Genomic DNA, 17,702 nt, shown 5'->3' with positions numbered 1-17,702 from the left:
CCCGCTGCGCGACGCCGCCCCCGTCCCCGTCCATCTCATCTGGCAGCACCACGACCCGCACCCCGCGACCCACGCCGCGGCCGCCCTGTTGACCGACCTCTACCGGGAGCGCTCCTGACGCACCCCGGCGAGCGGACCGCCCCCGCCGCGAGCGCCCTCGGCCCGACGTCCGGACGGCCCGGTCCGCCCGAGGTGTCTCAGAGGAAGCTCTCGATCACGGCGGCCACTCCGTCGTCCTCGTTGGAGCCGGTGACGTGGTCCGTGCTCAGCAGCACGTCGGGGTGGGCGTTGGCCATCGCGTAGGACCTGCCGGCCCAGGTGAGCATCGCCAGGTCGTTGGGCATGTCGCCGAAGGCGGCGACCTCGTGCGGGGCGATGCCGCGCTCCTGGCAGGCCAGCGCGAGAGTGCTGGCCTTGCTCACGCCGCGGCCGGATATCTCCAGCAGGGCGCTGGGGCTGGAGCGGGTGAACTCGGCGTGGGCCCCGGCGGCGGTGCAGCCGAGCGTGAGGAAGGCGTCGGGGTCGCCGGTCGGGTGGTGGGCGAGGAGCTTGACGATCGGGTCGGCGAGGTGGCCGTCCCCGTGGTCGGCCAGCAGTTCGTCCACCGGTGCGTAGGAGGCTCCGGGATCCTGCGGGAAGGACGGGTAGGCGGGCTCGTAGTGGATGCCCGCGGTGCGCTCGACGGCGAAGCTCACGCCGGGCGCCGCGGCCCGCAACGCCTGCACCACATTGACCGCGTCCCGCCGCGCGAGTTCGCGCACCCGGATCACCCGGCCGCCCGCGTGCAGGTCGACGACGGCCGCGCCGTTCGCGCAGATGGCGAGACCGTGGCCGTGCACGTGCTCGCTGACGATGTCCATCCAGCGGGCGGGCCGGCCGGTGACGAAGAACACCTCGATCCCGGCTGCCTCCGCCGCGGCGAGGGCCGCGATGGTGCGGTCCGAGACCGTCTTGTCGTTCCGCAGCAGGGTGCCGTCCAGATCGGTGGCGATCAGCCGGGGGGCGGTGCGCCTGCCGGGCGACGGCTGGGTCCGGGGGGCGGGGTGTTCGGACGAACGAGTCGGATAAGTCACGTGAACCATCTTCGCGCATATGCCTGAACATGTGTGCGGACCTTCGCACGGATGAGTGACGAATAAGAGCACACAGTGAGGACGGGGGGCACGCCAGCGCACGCAAGGGGCGCACGAGACGGAAGTGAGCACCCCCTATGCCCACCCGGCCGGGCGCGGTGACGGCGGGACGGGCATCACGTCCGGCCGGACGCGGAGACGGTGGGGCGGGCATCCGGGTCATCCTTGCTCTTGGCAGGTCAAAGCACTCTTGTCGTCCCTGAAGCGGTCGAACAGGCACAATCGAAGAGAGCGCTTCCCGCGTGCTGCGCTCCCGCGCTTGCAGCCTCCGCGCCCCCAGGAAGGAGCGGCCGCCATGGCTCGTCACTCGCGCTACGTCGCAGACCGTGGTCTGACCGCACGGATGGTCACCACCATGTTCCTGATCGGCCTGCTCTACGTCGTTCTGGTCGGCGTCCTGGTGGCAGTGCTGAGCAATGCCTGGCCCTTCGTGCTGGTGATCGCGGGCGGGCTGTTCGTGGCGCAGTTCTGGTTCAGCGACCGGATCGCCGCCTTCAGCATGGGCGCCCGCGAGGTCACCCCGCAGCAGGCTCCCGAACTGCACGGCGCCGTCGACCGGCTGTGCGCCCTCGCCGACATGCCCAAGCCACGGGTGGCCATCGCCGACAGCGACGTCCCCAACGCGTTCGCCACCGGCCGGAACCAGAAGAACGCCCTGGTCTGCGCCACCACCGGACTGATGCGCCGGCTGGAGCGGGACGAACTCGAAGGGGTGCTCTCGCACGAACTGTCGCACGTCGCGCACCGGGACGTCGCCGTCATGACCATCGCCTCCTTCCTCGGCGTGCTCGCCGGGATCATGACCCGGGTGGCGCTGTGGGGCAGCCTCGGCCGCAGCGCGGGCCGGGACAACAACGGGGTGGGGCTGCTCCTGCTGCTCGTCCCGCTGGTCAGCGCCGTCGTCTACGTGATCAGCTTTCTGCTCACCCGGCTGCTGTCCCGCTACCGCGAGCTGTCGGCCGACCGCGCCGGAGCACTGCTGACCGGACGCCCCTCCACTCTGGCCTCCGCCCTCACCAAGATCAGCGGCGACATGGCCCGGATCCCGACCAAGGACCTGCGGAAGGCCGAGCCGTACAACGCCTTCTTCTTCGTCCCCGCGTTCTCCGGCGAGAGCCTCGCCTCGCTGTTCTCCTCGCACCCGAAGCTGGAGAAGCGGCTGGAGCAGCTCAGCCGGATATCGACGCAGCTCGGCCAGTGACCACCGCTCCCCTCACCGGGCCGACTCCCGGCGCGCGGCGGACCCGCGAGCGCGACCGGCGCACGACGACTCACCACCGACGGACGGCTCACCACCGAAGACGACTCACCCCCGACGGACGACGACTCCCCCCGCACCACCGACGGACGACGACTCACTTCTGAACGGAGGCCGAGCGTGGGCTTTCTCGACGTGCTCCTGGGCCGCAGCAAGCCCAAGCGCCCCGACCTCGACCAGCTCTTCGCGCTGCCCGCCGCCGCGCTGACCCTGCAGGCCGGGACCGCGTTCCTGCCGACCGGCATCGGAGCCGTCTGCTTCGCCAGCGTGGAGGGCGGCGCGTTCAACCGGCTGCGGAGCGACGTGCGCGAACTGCTGGACGCGGACACCGCGCGCGGCGGCATCCCCGTCGAGTTCGGCCAGGACTCCTACGGCTACACCTGGCTCACCGCGCGCCAGCCGCCCGATGACATGGCGGCACTCGTCAACGATCTGCACGCTGTCAACACCCTCCTCGCCGAGGGTGGGTTCGGCCCGCAGCTGCTCTGCTCGCTGGTGTCCTTCCGGCACGAGAGCTCCGGTGCCGCGCTCGCGCTGATCTACCTCTACAAGCGGGGCACCTTCTACCCGTTCGCCCCGCTGCTCGGCGGCGCGGAGAAGCGGGACAACGCGCTGGAGCTCCAGGTGCGCGGCCTGTTGGCGAACGACCTCCCGGTGGAGGAGGACCTCGGCCGCTGGTTCCCCGTCTGGGGTGCCCCCGGGCTCTGAGCGCACGCGCACCCCGGACGGAGAGCCGCACCGAACCGGCCCGCCGCGTTCCGCCGCCGGAGCCTTGGCAACCCCTCCCTGCGGGGCGCGGATTCAGCTCTGGCAGGATCATGCGCTCAGAACATGGTCCGACCGTGCGGGCGAAGCCGCCCCGGTCGGATACGGGGATCAACGGGGAAGTGAGGACGACATGCGTACGTGGACTCGTGCTGTTCCGGCGGTGGCCGGAGCGCTGGTACTGACCGTCGCGGTGACCGGGTGCAACAGCCACTCGAGCTCGAAGAAGTCGAAGAAGAAGAGCCACTCGAGGTCGCACTCCTCACACTCCGGTTCCCGCTCCTCGAAGGAGAAGACGACCTTCCGGCTGGGCCAGGCCAGCCCGGTCCAGAAGAGCGACAAGTCGAGCTCCAGGGGCGCCAGGTACACGGTCACGCCGACCAAGGTGCAGACCGGCACGAAGGCCGACATGGACAACTCGGGCCTCAAGAAGGACGAGGACGACGGTCCGCAGATCCCCGTCTACGTCTGGTCGACCCTGGAGAACAAGGGCGGCAAGCCCATGGAACTCGGCGACATGGACGACGACCTGGTCGTCAAGACGGACAAGAACAAGCGCACCCGCGCCCTCATCGTCCTCCTCGGCCAGGCCAAGTGGCCCAACTGCCCCAGCTTCGACTCCGACAAGGAGATGAAGCCCGGCGACTCGGAGAAGATCTGCTCGGCCTTCCTCGTCCCGGCGGGCCAGAAGGCCGCCGCCGTCGAGCTGAACCGGGGCTTCTCCAAGGCCCCGCTGGAGTGGCCCGTCACCAGGTAGCCGAGCGGCCGACGAGCATCGGTGCTCGCGGCACTCCCGGCGTCCCGGCGCCTCCCACGTGCGCGTCCCCGTCATCGGGGGCGCGCACGTGGCGTTCGCCGTCGGGCCGCCGGGCCGCCGGGCCGCCGGGGCCGCTGGGCCGTCGGGCCGTCTGGCGGACGGGCGGACGGGCGGACGGGCGGACGGGCGGAGGCGCGCGCGGACGAAGGCCCGTCGGGCGGCTGCGCCGTCGGCGAAGTGGGCTGGGCCTCCCGCACGTTCGCCTGGTTGTGTGGCGGCATGGAGATACTCGTCCTGGGCGGGACGGCATGGGTGGGGCGCGAACTGGCGCGGCAGGCGATCGAGTGCGGACACCCGGTGACGTGCCTCGCGCGCGGAGCGAGCGGGGAGGTCGCCGACGGCGCCACACTGGTCGCCGCCGACCGGCGTGACCCCGCGGCGTACGCGCCGCTGGCCGGGCGGACATGGGACGCGGTCTTCGAGGTCTCGTGGCAGCCGGACTTCGTCCGCGGTGCGCTCGACGCGCTCGGGGACCGGGCCGGGCACTGGACCTACATCTCCTCCGGCAACGCCTACGCCTCCCATGCCGAGTCCGGCGCAGACGAGTCCGCACCCACCCTCGCCCCCACCGACCGGGGGGAGGCCGACCGCTCGCTGTACGGCGAGGCCAAGGTCGCCTGCGAGGAGGCGTCGGCCGCCGCTGTCGGCGACCGGCTCCTGACCGCCCGCTGCGGCCTCATCGGCGGGCCCGGCGATGGGAGCGGCCGGTCCGGCTACTGGGTGGCCCGCGCGGCCCGCGACCCGCAAGGGGCGATGCTGGTGCCCGACACCCCGGCCCTGCCGACCCAGACGGTCGACGTCCGGGACCTGGCCGCCTGGCTGCTCCGCGCCGCCGCGGACGGGACCACGGGTACGTACGACGCGGTCGGACCGGTCGTTCCCTTCGCGGACTGGATCGCGCTGTCCCGGGACGCGGGAGGCCACACCGGGCCGGTGCGCTCCGCGGGGTCGGATTGGCTGCTCGGCCACGGCGTGGCCCAGTACATGGGCCCCGAGTCACTGCCGATGTGGCTGGTGGAGCCCGGCTGGGAAGGGTTCTCGGCCCGCAGCGGCGCCGCCGCGCGCGCCGCCGGACTCCACCACCGGCCCCGCGAGGAGATGCTGGCCGACACCCTGCGCTGGGAGCGCGAGCAGGGCCTGGACCGGCCGCGGCGGGCCGGGCTCGGCGCGGAGCGCGAACGGGAACTGCTCGCGGCGCTGGGCTGACGGGGTGCTGGGCTGACGGGGCGCCGGGCTGACCCGATGCTGGGCCGGCGGGGCGTTGGGCCGGCAGGGCGCTGGACTGACGCGGTGCGCAGCGGAGCCGGGCCGGGGTGCCCCGCATAGCATGACGCCATGGCGAAGACGGCGACGCTCTACCACAACACCCGCTGCGGGACCTCCCGGAAAGTTCTGGCGCTGCTGGAGGACGCGGGCTACGAGATCGAGATCGTGGAGTATCTGAAGACCCCGCCGGACGCGGACACCCTGCGCGGACTCGTCTCCGACGCGGGGATCCGGACCGGGGACGCCGTCCGGACGAAGGAGGCCGCCTACCAGGAACTCGGCCTCGGCCGACCGGAGGTGACCGACGACGAGCTGATCAAGGCCATGACCGCACACCCCGCACTGATCCAGCGGCCCTTCGTGGTGACGGACAAGGGCACCCGGCTGGCACGGCCGGCCGAGGTCGCGAACGAGGTGCTGTAGCCCGCGTCGGCCGCCCGCGCGGGAGCGTCCCGGTCGAAGGGCTGCCGGGGCGGGTTCGGAGGGCTCGGGCTCGTAGCGGGCGGTCGGACGAGCGCGGCGCGGGCCGCATCCGTCGCCCACCCCCGAGAGTCACAGGAGGCGCATATGAGCAGGCACGAGCAGGCGCGGGACACCCGGGCGCCGGGGACCCGGATACCGGCAGCCCGAGCAGCGGAGGACCGGACCGCCGACGCCGTGCAGGACGAGGCCGCCGACGACACCGTGCAGGACCGGACCGTGGAGGAGCGGGCCGCGGCGGAGCGGGAGCGGGTGGCCGCGTTCCGCACCCGCATCGGTGCGCCCGCGCTGATCGACATCCACACGCACTTCATGCCGGAGCGGCTGCTGGCCAAGGTGTGGGCCTACTTCGACGCGGCCGGGCCGCTGGTCGGACGCGCCTGGCCGATCACCTACCGCACCGACGAGCAGCGCCGACTGGCTGTGCTGCGCGGCTTCGGCGTCCGCGCGTTCACCTCGATGCTCTACCCGCACAAGCCCGGTATGGCCCGCTCCCTGAACGACTGGGCCGCCGACTTCGCGGCCCGCACGCCCGACTGCCTGCACACGGCCACCTTCTACGCCGAGCCCTGCGCCCCCGACGACGTGCGCCGCGCACTCGACCAGGGCGCTCGCGTCTTCAAATGCCATCTCCAGGTCGGCGGGTTCGATCCGCGGGACCCCGCGCTGGAGGAGGTGTGGGGCCTGCTGGCCGACGCCGGCGTCCCCGTGGTCACGCACTGCGGGTCCGGACCGGTGCCCGGCGCGTTCACCGGCCCCGGACCGATCGGTGCCGTACTGGAACGGCATCCGAGGCTGCGCCTGGTCGTCGCCCATCTCGGCATGCCCGAGTACACCGAGTTCCTCGCGCTGGCCGCACGCCATCCGGAGGTCATGCTGGACACGACGATGGCCTTCACCGGCTTCGCCGAGGAGGCCGCCCCGTTTCCCCGCGACGCCCTGCCCCGGCTGGCCGACCTCGGTGAGCGCGTACTGCTGGGCACCGACTTCCCCAACATTCCGTATCCGTACGCCGACGCGCTGGAGTCGCTGGAGGAGCGCACCGGCCTGGGCCCCGGGTGGCTGCGGGCCGTGTGCCACGACAACGCGGCACGGGTCTGCGGGCTGGACAGACCCGGCGACGGCGGCAGGCCCCGCCCGGACGGTTCTGCCTCCTGGGCTTCCTGACCGTCAGGCCTGTCCCGGCGACCCGGGCGACCCGGCGTCCCGGCCGTACCTGTCCGTCCCGGCCGTACCTGTCCGTCCCGGCTGCGCCTGTCGTCTCGGCTGTCCCGGTCATCCCGGCAAGGAGTTCAGCCAGCGGGACAGGCCGCCGTACGCCATCGGGACGACCTCCTTGTAGGAGAGTTCGTCGTCCAGGGAGACCACCAGCCGGCAGAACGGCGGGTACCAGGTCCGCTTCAGATGAGCCCGCCGGTCGAAGAGCGCTTCCAGGAACGCCGGGGTCGCCTCCCGCGGCAGATCGTGGAAGGTCACCCCGTCGACCGTGATGTGCGCGTCGCCCTCCTCGAAGAGCTGGACGGAGATCTTCGGGGTGAGTGCGCCGCCGCCGTCCGGCGTGCTGCCGGTGGCGGGGATCTCCAGCAGGGCCTCGTGCGGGAGGGAGCCGTCCTCGTCGGTGACCGCGAACGCTCCGGCCGCCGTGCGCCGCGACGACTCGTCGGCACCGATGGCATGCTCCACCGACACCGGAAGCCCTCTGCGCTCCGCCAGCGCGCACAGCACGGAGACGGCCGACTCGGTGCTGTGGAGCTCCGGCGTGCGGTGCGGAGGGCGGGTGTGGTCCATGCCACCGAGGATGCCTGCTCCCGCTCCGGGCCGCGAAGCGGGGTGCGCGAGCCGTGCGCTTAAGCTCGGGGGTATGCGTCTGAGCACCGTGATCCTCCCTGTCCGCCGCTGGTCCGAGGGCGGACGGGAGAGATGGCGGCGAGCCGAGGAACTGGGCTTCCACGCCGCGTACACCTACGACCACCTCTCGTGGCGGGTCCCGTTCCGCGACGGCCCCTGGTTCGGCGCCGTCCCCACTCTCACCGCCGCTGCCGCCACCACCTCCCGGCTGCGCCTCGGCACCATGGTCACCTCGCCGAACTTCCGGCACCCGGTCCCGCTGGCCAAGGAACTGATCACCCTCGACGATCTGAGTGACGGCCGGATCACCCTGGGCATCGGCGCCGGGGGCTCCGGCTTCGACGCGACCGCCCTGGGCGGGGAGGCATGGACGCGCCGGGAACGAGCGGACCGCTTCGCCGAATTCGTGCAGCTGCTCGACCGGCTGCTCGGCGAGGACGAGGTGACGGCCGAGGGCGTCTACTACGCCGCCCACGAAGCACGCGGACTCCCCGGCTGCGTGCAGCGGCCCCGGCTGCCGTTCACCGTCGCCGCGACCGGTCCGCGCGGGCTGCGGCTGGCCGCCCGCCACGGTCAGGCATGGGTGACGACGGGTGATCCGGCCGCCAACGAGTCCGGTACGCCCGCCGACTCCCGGGCCGCCCTCGCCCGCCAGACCGATGCCCTGGAGAAGGCGTGCGCCGACAGCGGCCGGGCGCCGGACACTCTGGGCCGTACCCTGCTCACCGGCTTCACCCCCGACCGCCCGCTGGACTCCCTCGACGCCTTCGTGGACTTCGCCGGCCGCCATGCCGCCCTCGGGTTCGACGAGCTCGTCCTCCACTGGCCCCTCCCGGACACTCGCTTCGAGGCCGACGAGAGGATCTTCGAGCGGATCGCCACCGAAGCCCCCGCCCAGCTCGGCAGCGCCCGCTGAGCCGGAGCGCCTCCCGCGCCGGGCGGGCCGGGTGGGGGCCCGCAGCTCATCTCCCCTCCGTACTCATCCGGTCCATCTGCCGGGCCCGCACCTCCCGCTCGGCCGCCGCCGCGATGAAGTCCGGCACCCGCTCCTCGCCGACGAGGGCGCCGACCGCCTCGACGGTTGCGGTCGGCAGCCGTATCTGTGCGGCGCGGGCCGGGTCCGCCGGTGCGGATTCGGTCGGGGCGGCGGCCGCCGAGCGGAGATGGTCGCGCAGATTGCGCGCGGCGAACTTCTGCATCGCCCGCGCCAGTTCGGCCTCCACGGTCTGCTGCGCCAATGGGCGGAGGCGGCGCACCAGATCCGCCGCCTCGGAGGCGTCCCCGTCGGAGAGGTGCACGCCCAGATAGCGGACGAACACATGCTCGTTGGTGAAGTCCAGGAAGCGGGCGGCGATGTGCTCCACCTGGCCGCGCAGTTCCCGCAGCTGCCCGGTGATGGCACGCAGCGGCACGCCCGCCTTGTGCAGCTCGGCCGCCACCGAGAGTTCCTGCGGGCTCGGCACCCGGAACTCGTCCTCGCGGCCCGGAAGCGGTTCCAGCACCCCCAGGGTCAGTGCCTCCGAGACCGCTTCCTCGTCGTACTCGCCGCCGAACAGCTCACCGAGCTCGACGCGTGAGATGCGGCCCGACACCTCGTCCGTCCACGGCCCGTCCACCTCCGCCACCAGGCCGAGCACCCCGGCGAGTCCCCGGCCCTCGTCCCACGCCTGGAGCAGCTCCCTTATCGAGGCCAGCGTGTAGCCGCGCTCCAACAGGTCGGCGATCTGCTGGAGCCGGGCCAGATGCGAGTCGTCGTAGACGTTGGCACGGCCGCGCCGCCCGGGCTTGGGCAGCAGGCCCTTGTCCTGGTAGGCGCGGATGGTGCGCACCGTCGCGCCGCTGCGCTGCGCGAGGTCCTCGATGCGGTACTCGGACTCGGACGTCGAAGCCGACATCGGCCCCGCGGGGTGGGGGGACGGAGGCATGGTCGTGAACTCCTCTGACGGCCGGTACGGCGCGACGGGCCCTCGGGCCCGCCGGCCGTCACCTCGGTCTAGGCGGGCGGTTGGATACGGGCTATCCCGCGCAGCGCCCGCGGGGTGAAGCGGGACAGCAGCCGGGCGCCGCGGGCTTCGGGTGTCACCGGGACGACGGCCTGGTTGCGTACGACCGCGCGCAGGACGGCGTCCGCCACTTTCTCCGGCGGGTAGTTCCGTATCCCGTAGAGGCGGGAGGTGCGGCGCCTGCGGCGCTGCTGCTCCGCCTCGTCCACCCCGGCGAAGCGTGCGGTCGCGGTGATGCCGGTGTTCACGAATCCGGGGCAGATCGCCGTCACCCCGATGTCCTTGCCCGCCAGCTCGGCGCGCAGACACTCGCTGAGCATCAGCACGGCGGCCTTGGAGGTGCTGTAGGCGGGCAGCGCGCGGGAGGGCTGATAGGCGGCGGCGGAAGCGGTGTTGACGATGTGTCCGCCCTGGCCCCGTTCGGCCATCTGCCGTCCGAAGAGGCGGCAGCCGTGGATGACCCCCCAGAGGTTGACGTCCAGCGTGCGCTTCCAGTCCTCGGTCGAGGTGTCCAGAAAGGCACCCGCCATTCCGATGCCCGCGTTGTTGACCAGCACGTCGACCGTGCCGTACTCGGCGGCCACCTTCTCGGCCAGCTTCTCCATCGCCTGCTCGTCCGCGACGTCGACCGTCTCCGCCCATGCCTGCGGGGCTCCCACCAGCCGGGCCATGTCGGCGGTGCGGACGGCGCTCTCCGCGTCCCGGTCGACGGCGATCACCCGGGCTCCGGCCTCCGCGAAGGAGAACGCCGTCGCCCGGCCGATCCCGCTGCCGGCTCCCGTCACCAGCACCAGTTGGCCGGCGAACCGGTCCGCGTAGCAGCCGGCCGCCGCGGGCACCGTGGCCGGCAGCTTTGGATCGCTGCCGTCGACGAACTCGCCGATCCAGTCCGCCAGCCGGTCGGGCCGGGTGCGCGGCACCCAGTGCTTGGCCGGAAGCGTGCGCCGGGTCAGCCGCGGTGCCCACTGCTCCAGATCGTCGTACAGGTGCTCGCTCAGGAAGGCGTCCCCGGTCGGTGTGACGAGCTGCACCGGTGCGTGTGCGTAGCAGTCGGTGCGCGGACGGCGCAGCCGGGCCCGGACGTTGTCGCGGTAGAGCCAGGCGCCGTGCGCCGCGTCGTCGGGCAGCGAGTCGGTCGGATAGCCGCCCCGCGGCACCTTCTCGGACAGCTCCAGGAGCCGGGGCCAGCGCTTGCCGAGCGGCCCCCGCCACGCCAGCTCCGGCAGCCTCGGGGTGTGCAGCGCGTACACGTACCAGGACTTGGCGCCCTGGCCGAGGAGCTGGGCCGCGCGACGCGGCGTCGGCCGGGTCGCCCGCTTCTTGATCCAGTGGCCGAAGTGGTCGAGCGACGGGCCGGAGACCGAGGTGAAGGAGGCGATCCGCCCTTCGGTACGGCGCACCGTCACGAACTCCCAGCCCTGCACCGACCCCCAGTCGTGGCCCACCAGGTGCACGGGCTCGCCCGGGCTGACCGCGTCGATCACCGCGAGGAAGTCGTCGGTCAGCTTCTCCAGGGTGAACCCGCCGCGCAGCGGCTTGGGCGCCGTGGACCTGCCGCAGCCGCGCACGTCGTAGAGCACCACGTGGAAGCGGTCCTCGAGCCGGTGCGCCACCGCGGACCAGACCTCCTTGCTGTCCGGGTAGCCGTGCAGCAGGACCACCGTCGGCCGTGCGGGGTCGCCGAGCTCCGCGACGCACAGCTCGATCCCCCCGGTGGCGACCCGGCGGACCCGCGCGCCCGCCGGCAGTCCGCCCGCCTCCGTGCCACCGTCCGTCTTCGCGTTCATACCGCCTGTACCTCCTCCTGCCGGCGCCGCACATGCGGCAGCTCGTCATCCAGCCAGAACGCGCTCTCCACCGGGTCCCGGGAGTCGGTGACGACCAGGATCTCCTCGAACTTCGCTCCCGTGCCGCGGAATCCCAGATGCGGCTCCACCGCCCACAGTCCGGGCTGCGGGGGGTGGTCGGAGAAGCGGTGCGGGCTCCACAGCGGCGACCAGCCGTCCCGGTGCCCGTGCAGCGCGTCCCGCGCCAGTCCGCGCAGCGCGTTGGTGCCGAACCCGAGGACCGTGGGGGACCGGCGGTGCTCCGGGACACGGTCGACCTTGTGCGCGATCACCCCGAACGGATAGGCGCGGTGCCGGTTCGCATACCCCTGCGCGAGCATCAGCCGCTCCACGTCCTCGTACACCGCGCGCAGCGAACGGCGCTCCCGCACGGCGGTGAGGATCAGCTCGCGGTGCTCCAGCAGGTCCGTCAGCAGGCGTTCGTGCAGCGGGTTGGGGCCCAGGCAGCCGGAGTATCCGATGTCGGAGGTGAAACCGCCCCGGATCGGCGCCATGTCCAGGATGAAGGGCATACCGGGCGCCAGCTTCCGGTTCGTGGGGAAGAACTGGAGCGGGATCTTGAAGCCGGTGAACGCCGTGCGGTCCCCGAACCAGGCGAAGGGCAGATGGAACCAGTCCGCCACCCCGCGCTCGCGCAGCCATGTGCGCTGCATCCGGGCCGCTTCCCGCTCGGTCACCCCCGGCTTCAGCCGGGCGGCCACCGATTCCGCGCAGGCGTAGGCCAGTTGCTGGACTTCCCTGAATCCCCGCAGGTCAGCGGAGGAATAACCGCTCGTCGCCGCGCGCATCGCCAGCCTTCCGTCCGTGGGTGTTCCCCGTCGTGTCCCTGCCTCGTCGGTGCGTTCGCCAGTGGCCCCGTGCGGGTACCCCCATCGGTCCCGGTCCCGGTCCCGGTCCCGGTCCCGTGGCCGGGCCGGTACGGTCCGCGACGGAGAGGCGGGGCACTCCGGCACGTGAGCAACTTGACACCGATGAATGTGACATCGGTCCATGGCGGGGTCAAGAGGTCCCCCCAGCCTGTGGAAAACTCCGGGGCGCGGTGGCCTGCGGCTGCTCCGGGGCCGGGTCGCGGCGCTCCCCTACGGGTCTCTCCGACCTGAGAGTGAGGCGCCCGAGCACTTGAGAGGTACGTGCTCCGCGCCGAAACCGGCGCAGCGTCTGACGCGGACGCGGCGAGCGGCTCATAGCGTCGGAGCGTGACTGTGATCGCGATCGAAAGCCTCAGCAAGCGGTTCCCCCGGGTGACCGCCCTGGACCGGCTGACCGTCGGCATAGAGCCGGGTGTCACCGGTCTGGTGGGCGCCAACGGAGCCGGGAAATCGACCCTCATCAAGATCCTGCTCGGGCTCTCACCCGCCACCGAGGGAGCCGCGTCCGTGCTCGGCATGGACGTGGCCACCCAGGGCGGCGCGATCCGGGAGCGCGTGGGGTACATGCCCGAGCACGACTGCCTGCCCCCGGACGTGTCCGCCACCGAGTTCGTCGTCCACATGGCGCGGATGTCGGGACTGCCCGCGACCGCGGCACGGGAGCGCACCGCCGACACCCTGCGCCACGTCGGCCTCTACGAGGAGCGCTACCGGCCGATGGGCGGCTACTCGACCGGCATGAAGCAGCGGGTGAAGCTCGCCCAGGCGCTCGTGCACGACCCGCGGCTCGTCCTCCTGGACGAGCCGACCAACGGTCTCGACCCGGTCGGCCGCGACGAGATGCTCGGCCTGATCCGCCGGGTGCACACCGACTTCGGCATCTCCGTGCTGGTCACCTCGCACCTGCTCGGCGAACTGGAGCGCACCAGCGACCACATAGTCGTCATCGACGGCGGCCGGCTGCTGCGCTCCTCCTCGACCGCCGACTTCACCCAGCGGACCGCCGTCCTGGCCGTCGAGGTCACCGACACCGACGCGTACCCCGACGGCACGGCGGTCCTCCGCGCCGCGCTCCGGAAGGGCGGCCTGGACCCGCACGAGCCCGCGCCCGGCAGCGCCCCGGCACCCGGCGCCGGACACCTGGTCACCCTCGACATCGGCGGCGAGAGCGGAGACGCCGACGAGTCGGTCCTGGACACCGTGCGGGACACCGTCGCCGAACTCGGCCTGGGCCTGGTCCGCATGGAACGGCGCAGGCACCAGATCTCCGAGGTCTTCACGGAAAGGAGCACCGGCGATGTCGCCTGACCAGACCCCCGCGCCCCCGGCCACCGCGACGGGTGGGGCGGCCACCGCCGAACGCGGCCAGGACGTCATCCACAACATCGGCTACCGCGGCTACGAGGGGCCCCGGCTGGGCCGCTCCTACGCCCGGCGCGCGCTGTTCAGCCAGTCGCTGCGCGGTACGTACGGGCTGGGCCGCTCGGCCAAGTCCAAGGTGCTGCCGCTGCTGCTGTTCGCCGCCGTGTGCATCCCGGCCGCCATCCTGGTGGCGGTCGCGGCCCTGACCAAGGCCAAGGACCTGGAAGTCGGCTACGCGGAGTACATACTGCTGATGCAGCCGCTGCTGGGCATCTACCTGGCGGCCGCCGCGCCGCAGGCCATCTCCATGGACCTGCGCTTCAAGACGACACCGCTCTACTTCTCGCGCCCCATGGAGCGCAGCGACTACGTGGCCGCCAAGTACGCGGCGCTGTCGGCGGCGCTCTTCCTGTTCACGGCCGTCCCCGTGCTGATCATGTACATCGGCGCCCTGCTGGTGAAGCTCGACTTCGGCGACCGGACCGAGGGGGCCGCGCAGGGGCTGGTGTTCTGTGCGCTGTTCGCGCTGCTGCACGCCGCCGTCGCCGCCTGGATCGCGGCCCTCACCCCGCGCCGCGGCTTCGGCGTCGCCGCGATCATCGTCGCGATCACGGTCCCCTACTTCCTCGTCACCGCGCTCCAGGGCATCGCCTGGACCTCGGACAACAACGGCGCCATCGGCTGGCTCGGCCTGGGGTCGCCGGGGACGCTGCTGGACGGTGTGCAGAGCCGGTTCCTGGGCGGCCGCTCCGGGTTCCCGGACGCGCAGACCCTCACCGGCGCCCAGGGCGCCGTCTACCTCGTCGTCCTCGCGGCACTGATCGTCTGCTTCTGCACCCTGCTGCTGCGCCGCTACCGAAAGGCCGGACTGTGAGCACGATCCACATCGACCGCGTCTCCCGCTGGTTCGGGAACGTCGTCGCGGTCAACGACATCACCATGGACATCGCCCCCGGAGTCACCGGTCTTCTCGGGCCCAACGGCGCCGGCAAGTCCACCCTCATCCACATGATGGGCGGCTTCCTCTCCCCCTCGAACGGGACCGTCACGCTGGCGCCCTCACCCGGCCCGGACGGCGGGCCGGCAGCGGCGGCGCCGATCTGGCGCAACGAGGACTCCTACCGCCACATCGGCCTGGTGCCGGAACGGGAGGGGGTGTACGACTTCCTCACCGGCGAGGAGTTCGTCCTGGCCAACGCCGAACTGCACGGCCTGCGCGACCCGCGTGCCGCCGCCGCCGAGGCGCTGGCGACGGTGGAGATGGAACACGCCCAGGACCGCCGGATCTCCACCTACTCCAAAGGCATGCGGCAACGCGTGAAGATGGCCTCCGCGCTGGTGCACCACCCGACGGTGCTGCTGCTGGACGAGCCGTTCAACGGAATGGACCCGCGCCAGCGCATGCATCTGATGGAGCTGCTGCGCAAGATGGGCGACGAGGGCCGCACCGTGCTGTTCTCCTCGCACATCCTGGAGGAGGTCGAACAGCTCGCCTCGCACATCGAGGTCATCGTCGCCGGACGGCACGCGGCCAGCGGCGACTTCCGCAAGATCCGCCGCCTGATGACCGACCGGCCGCACCGCTACCTGGTGCGCTCCAGCGACGACCGGCGGCTGGCCGCCGCGCTCATCGCGGACGCCTCCACGGCGGGCATCGAGCTGGACCGGACCGAGGGGGCGCTGCGCATCCAGGCCGTCGACTTCACCCGCTTCACCACGCTGCTGCCCCGTGTCGCACGGGAGCACGGCATCCGGCTCCACACCGTCTCGCCCTCCGACGAGTCCCTGGAGAGCGTCTTCTCGTACCTCGTCGCGGCCTGAGCGGCGGAAAGGAGCTGACCCGATGTACAACCCGACGGTCGCGCGGCTCACCTGGCGCGCCCTCCTCGGCCGCCGCCGCGCGCTGATCCTGTGCGTGCTGCCGGCGCTGCTGCTCGTGGTGGCCGCCGCCGTACGCGCCATGAACGGCGCCGACGACGCGGTCACCAGCCAACTGCTGGGCGGCTTCGCGCTCGCCACCCTGGTGCCGCTGATCGGCGTGATCGCCGGAACCGGCGCCATCGGTCCGGAGATCGACGACGGCTCGGTCGTCTATCTGCTCGCCAAGCCGGTCGGCCGCACCTCGATCATCGTCACCAAGCTGCTCGTCGCCGCCGGGACGACCGCCGTCTTCGCGGCGGTGCCGGTCCTCGTCGCGGGCTTCGTCCTGAACGGCAACAGCCAGCAGCTCGCCGTCGCCTACGCGGTGGCCGCCGCGGTCGCCTCGCTCGCCTACAGCGCGCTGTTCCTGCTGCTGGGCACGGTCAGCCGGCACGCCGTCGTGATCGGCCTGGTGTACGCGCTGATCTGGGAGGCGCTCATCGGCAGCCTGGTGCCGGGTGCCAAGACGCTCAGCGTGCAGCAGTGGGCACTCGCGCTCGCCGAGAAGGTCGCGGGCAGCGGTGCGGACGTCAGCTCGTCGGTGGCCGTGCCGACGGCTGTGGTGCTCCTGGCGGTCGTCACCGTGGGCGGCACCCTCTTCGCGGGGCAGAAGCTGCGGACTCTGACACTGGCCGGGGAGGAGTAGCGGGACGGCGTCCCGCCGGTGGGAGGGCAGGTGTTCCCACCGGCCGGCCGCCGCGGCCGACTGCTCCGCCTACGCGGCCGACCGCTCAGCCGCCCGGGGGCAGCTCCCGCCGGGCCGGGGCCTTCAGCCCGCTGTTCCGCCGTCGCCGATCCTGCGGTCCCGGCCCGCCCCCAGGCCCAGCAGCACCAGTCCCCCGCACACGCCCAGCAGCAGCACGATCGGCACCGTCCAGCCGCCGGTCGCCTGGTGCACCGCGCCGAGTAGCAGCGGGCCGGCCGCGGCCAGCAGATAGCCCCAGGTCTGCGCCATACCGGACAGTCGCGCAGCGGTGTGCGCGTCTCCCGAGCGCAGCACCATCAGCGTGAGGGCCAGCCCGAGCGCACCGCCCTGGCCCAGGCCCAGCAGCGCCGCCCACACCCATGCGCCGGCCACCGGGGCGATCAGCAGCCCGGCGATTCCGGCTGCCATGGACAGGGCAACCGCCGTGCACAGCAGCCGCTGCCGCCGCATCCGCCCGGCCAGCACGGGCACCACGAACGATCCGGCCATCTGCACCAGCGTGCTGAACGCGAAGACCAGGCCCGCGCTCGTCTCGTTCATCCCGTGGTCGGTGAACAGGGTCGGGAGCCAGGCGATGGTCACATAGGCGATGAGCGACTGCGATCCCATGAACAGTGTGATCTGCCAGGCCAGTACGGACCGGGTCAGCCGGGGGCCGGGCCGTTCCCGCGGCGTCGCGGCGCCGTCGGCGGTCGGTGCCGCGGTGGCGGCAGGGCGGCCGTGCGGTGTTCCGCGCCGGACGAGGAGGGCCTGGGGCAGCCAGACGCAGGCCGCGAGCCCGGCGAGCAGCGCCCAGGAGACGAGCGAACCGCGCCAGCCGCCCAGGGCGCGCTCCAGCGGCACGGCGGCGGCGGCGGAGGCGGTCGCGCCGAGGATCATCGCCGTCGAGTAGAGGGCCGTCATCCCCGCGGCCTGCTCCGGGAAGTCCCGTTTGATCAGTCCGGGCATCAGTACGTTCAACAGCGCGATGCCGGAGCCGACCACCGCGCACCCGAGGAAGAGTGTGGCCATCGGTGGCGCGATCCGCAGCGCTATGCCGCCCGTCAGCAGCACCAGCGCGCCGAACAGCACCGTCTCCGTACCCCAGCGCCGGGCCAGCCCGGCGGCGAGCGGTGAGACGACGCCCATGAAGATCAGCGGGATGGTCGTCACCAGGCTGCTGACCGTGGCCGTCATGCCGAAGTCGTCGCTGATCTGCCCCAGCACGGGAGAGACCCCGGCCAGTGCCGCGCGCATGTTGAGCGAGGCGAGGACGATGCCGGCGAACAGCAGCAGCGGATGGGAGCGCAATCTGCGGCGGGCCGCCGCCACGGCGGGCGCGGGTGCCGGATCCTCCTCCGCGTCGATCAGCTCGGCTGCCAGCAGCTCCTCGGTGCTGAGCCCTTCCTTCGGCGACGGCGGGTGCGGGGACGGGGACATGCGGGGCGG

Annotated in this window: 18 protein-coding genes; 11 read left to right on the top strand and 7 right to left on the bottom strand. The window is 72.6% G+C overall.

The window, feature by feature from the left end; all coding sequences use genetic code 11:
- Nucleotides 1–197: 197 nt before the first annotated feature.
- The gene (locus tag A949_RS0131310; RefSeq protein ID WP_026005223.1) at nt 198–1,082 is read right to left on the bottom strand and encodes an HAD family hydrolase; all 885 of its coding nucleotides are present in this window, start codon (nt 1,080–1,082) and stop codon (nt 198–200) included.
- A 346-nt stretch (nt 1,083–1,428) separates the two neighbouring features.
- On the opposite strand from A949_RS0131310, the gene htpX reads away from it, so the two are divergent.
- Both htpX and pspAB read left to right on the top strand, forming a co-directional pair.
- Nucleotides 1,429–2,334, top strand: a complete 906-nt coding sequence (htpX, locus tag A949_RS0131305; protein ID WP_019360016.1) for a zinc metalloprotease HtpX — start codon at nt 1,429–1,431, stop codon at nt 2,332–2,334.
- A gap of 177 nt (nt 2,335–2,511) precedes the next feature.
- Entirely contained in the window at nt 2,512–3,099 is a 588-nt protein-coding gene (gene pspAB / locus A949_RS0131300; RefSeq protein ID WP_019360015.1) for a PspA-associated protein PspAB, read from the top strand.
- A 168-nt stretch (nt 3,100–3,267) separates the two neighbouring features.
- Here the strand turns inward: pspAB and A949_RS39450 are convergent, their stop codons facing one another.
- The gene (locus A949_RS39450; protein WP_237735958.1) at nt 3,268–3,531 is read right to left on the bottom strand and encodes a hypothetical protein; all 264 of its coding nucleotides are present in this window, start codon (nt 3,529–3,531) and stop codon (nt 3,268–3,270) included.
- A 10-nt stretch (nt 3,532–3,541) separates the two neighbouring features.
- Between A949_RS39450 and A949_RS39445 the strand changes: the two genes are divergently transcribed.
- The 4 genes from A949_RS39445 (at nt 3,542) to A949_RS35210 (ending at nt 6,886) form a co-directional block, all read left to right on the top strand.
- Nucleotides 3,542–3,913, top strand: coding sequence for a hypothetical protein (locus A949_RS39445; protein ID WP_237735957.1), 372 nt, complete (start codon nt 3,542–3,544; stop codon nt 3,911–3,913).
- A 279-nt stretch (nt 3,914–4,192) separates the two neighbouring features.
- Complete coding sequence (locus A949_RS0131290; protein ID WP_019360012.1) at nt 4,193–5,179, top strand: NAD-dependent epimerase/dehydratase family protein; 987 nt, start codon at nt 4,193–4,195, stop codon at nt 5,177–5,179.
- A gap of 129 nt (nt 5,180–5,308) precedes the next feature.
- Complete coding sequence (gene arsC, locus A949_RS0131285) at nt 5,309–5,662, top strand: arsenate reductase (glutaredoxin) (RefSeq protein ID WP_019360011.1); 354 nt, start codon at nt 5,309–5,311, stop codon at nt 5,660–5,662.
- 144 nt (nt 5,663–5,806) lie between these two features.
- Nucleotides 5,807–6,886: an amidohydrolase family protein gene (locus tag A949_RS35210; RefSeq protein WP_019360010.1), complete on the top strand. Its 1,080-nt coding sequence runs from the start codon at nt 5,807–5,809 to the stop codon at nt 6,884–6,886.
- 108 nt (nt 6,887–6,994) lie between these two features.
- Here A949_RS35210 and A949_RS0131275 read toward each other — a convergent pair whose 3' ends face one another.
- Nucleotides 6,995–7,507: a hypothetical protein gene (locus A949_RS0131275; RefSeq protein WP_019360009.1), complete on the bottom strand. Its 513-nt coding sequence runs from the start codon at nt 7,505–7,507 to the stop codon at nt 6,995–6,997.
- A gap of 73 nt (nt 7,508–7,580) precedes the next feature.
- Here A949_RS0131275 and A949_RS0131270 point away from each other — a divergent pair, with 73 nt between their 5' ends.
- Nucleotides 7,581–8,483, top strand: a complete 903-nt coding sequence (locus tag A949_RS0131270; RefSeq protein ID WP_019360008.1) for an LLM class flavin-dependent oxidoreductase — start codon at nt 7,581–7,583, stop codon at nt 8,481–8,483.
- A 46-nt stretch (nt 8,484–8,529) separates the two neighbouring features.
- Here the strand turns inward: A949_RS0131270 and A949_RS0131265 are convergent, their stop codons facing one another.
- The 3 genes from A949_RS0131265 to A949_RS0131255 form a co-directional block, all read right to left on the bottom strand.
- Complete coding sequence (locus A949_RS0131265; RefSeq protein ID WP_019360007.1) at nt 8,530–9,492, bottom strand: MerR family transcriptional regulator; 963 nt, start codon at nt 9,490–9,492, stop codon at nt 8,530–8,532.
- 68 nt (nt 9,493–9,560) lie between these two features.
- Nucleotides 9,561–11,357, bottom strand: coding sequence for an SDR family oxidoreductase (locus A949_RS0131260; RefSeq protein ID WP_019360006.1), 1,797 nt, complete (start codon nt 11,355–11,357; stop codon nt 9,561–9,563).
- Nucleotides 11,354–12,205, bottom strand: coding sequence for a M24 family metallopeptidase (locus tag A949_RS0131255; RefSeq protein WP_019360005.1), 852 nt, complete (start codon nt 12,203–12,205; stop codon nt 11,354–11,356). Before A949_RS0131255 ends, A949_RS0131260 begins: the two co-directional genes overlap by 4 nt.
- 408 nt (nt 12,206–12,613) lie before the next feature.
- Here A949_RS0131255 and A949_RS0131250 point away from each other — a divergent pair, with 408 nt between their 5' ends.
- Genes A949_RS0131250 through A949_RS0131235 form a run of 4 tightly spaced genes read left to right on the top strand, consistent with a single transcriptional unit; the run spans nt 12,614 to nt 16,214 of the window.
- Nucleotides 12,614–13,594 carry an ABC transporter ATP-binding protein gene (locus A949_RS0131250; RefSeq protein WP_078534245.1) on the top strand — a complete coding sequence of 327 codons (981 nt, stop codon included), beginning with the start codon at nt 12,614–12,616 and terminating at the stop codon, nt 13,592–13,594.
- Nucleotides 13,584–14,522, top strand: a complete 939-nt coding sequence (locus A949_RS0131245; RefSeq protein WP_019360003.1) for an ABC transporter permease subunit — start codon at nt 13,584–13,586, stop codon at nt 14,520–14,522. The genes A949_RS0131250 and A949_RS0131245 overlap by 11 nt, the downstream gene beginning before the upstream one ends.
- The gene (locus tag A949_RS0131240) at nt 14,519–15,469 is read left to right on the top strand and encodes an ABC transporter ATP-binding protein (protein ID WP_019360002.1); all 951 of its coding nucleotides are present in this window, start codon (nt 14,519–14,521) and stop codon (nt 15,467–15,469) included. The genes A949_RS0131245 and A949_RS0131240 overlap by 4 nt, the downstream gene beginning before the upstream one ends.
- 22 nt (nt 15,470–15,491) lie before the next feature.
- On the top strand, nt 15,492–16,214 hold the full coding sequence (locus A949_RS0131235) for an ABC transporter permease subunit (RefSeq protein WP_019360001.1): 723 nt from the start codon (nt 15,492–15,494) through the stop codon (nt 16,212–16,214).
- Nucleotides 16,215–16,337: 123 nt separating this feature from the next.
- On the opposite strand, the gene A949_RS0131230 is transcribed toward A949_RS0131235, so the two are convergent.
- A complete protein-coding gene (locus A949_RS0131230; RefSeq protein ID WP_019360000.1) occupies nt 16,338–17,693 on the bottom strand; it encodes a CynX/NimT family MFS transporter in 1,356 nt (451 codons plus the stop codon).
- Between the last annotated feature and the right edge of the window lie 9 nt (nt 17,694–17,702).

This window comes from Streptomyces sp. AA1529 (genome assembly GCF_000280905.1).
Taxonomy (GTDB): Bacteria; Actinomycetota; Actinomycetes; order Streptomycetales; family Streptomycetaceae; genus Streptomyces.
Note: the sequence above shows the minus strand (reverse complement) of the source record. Positions and strands in the feature narration are given on the sequence as shown.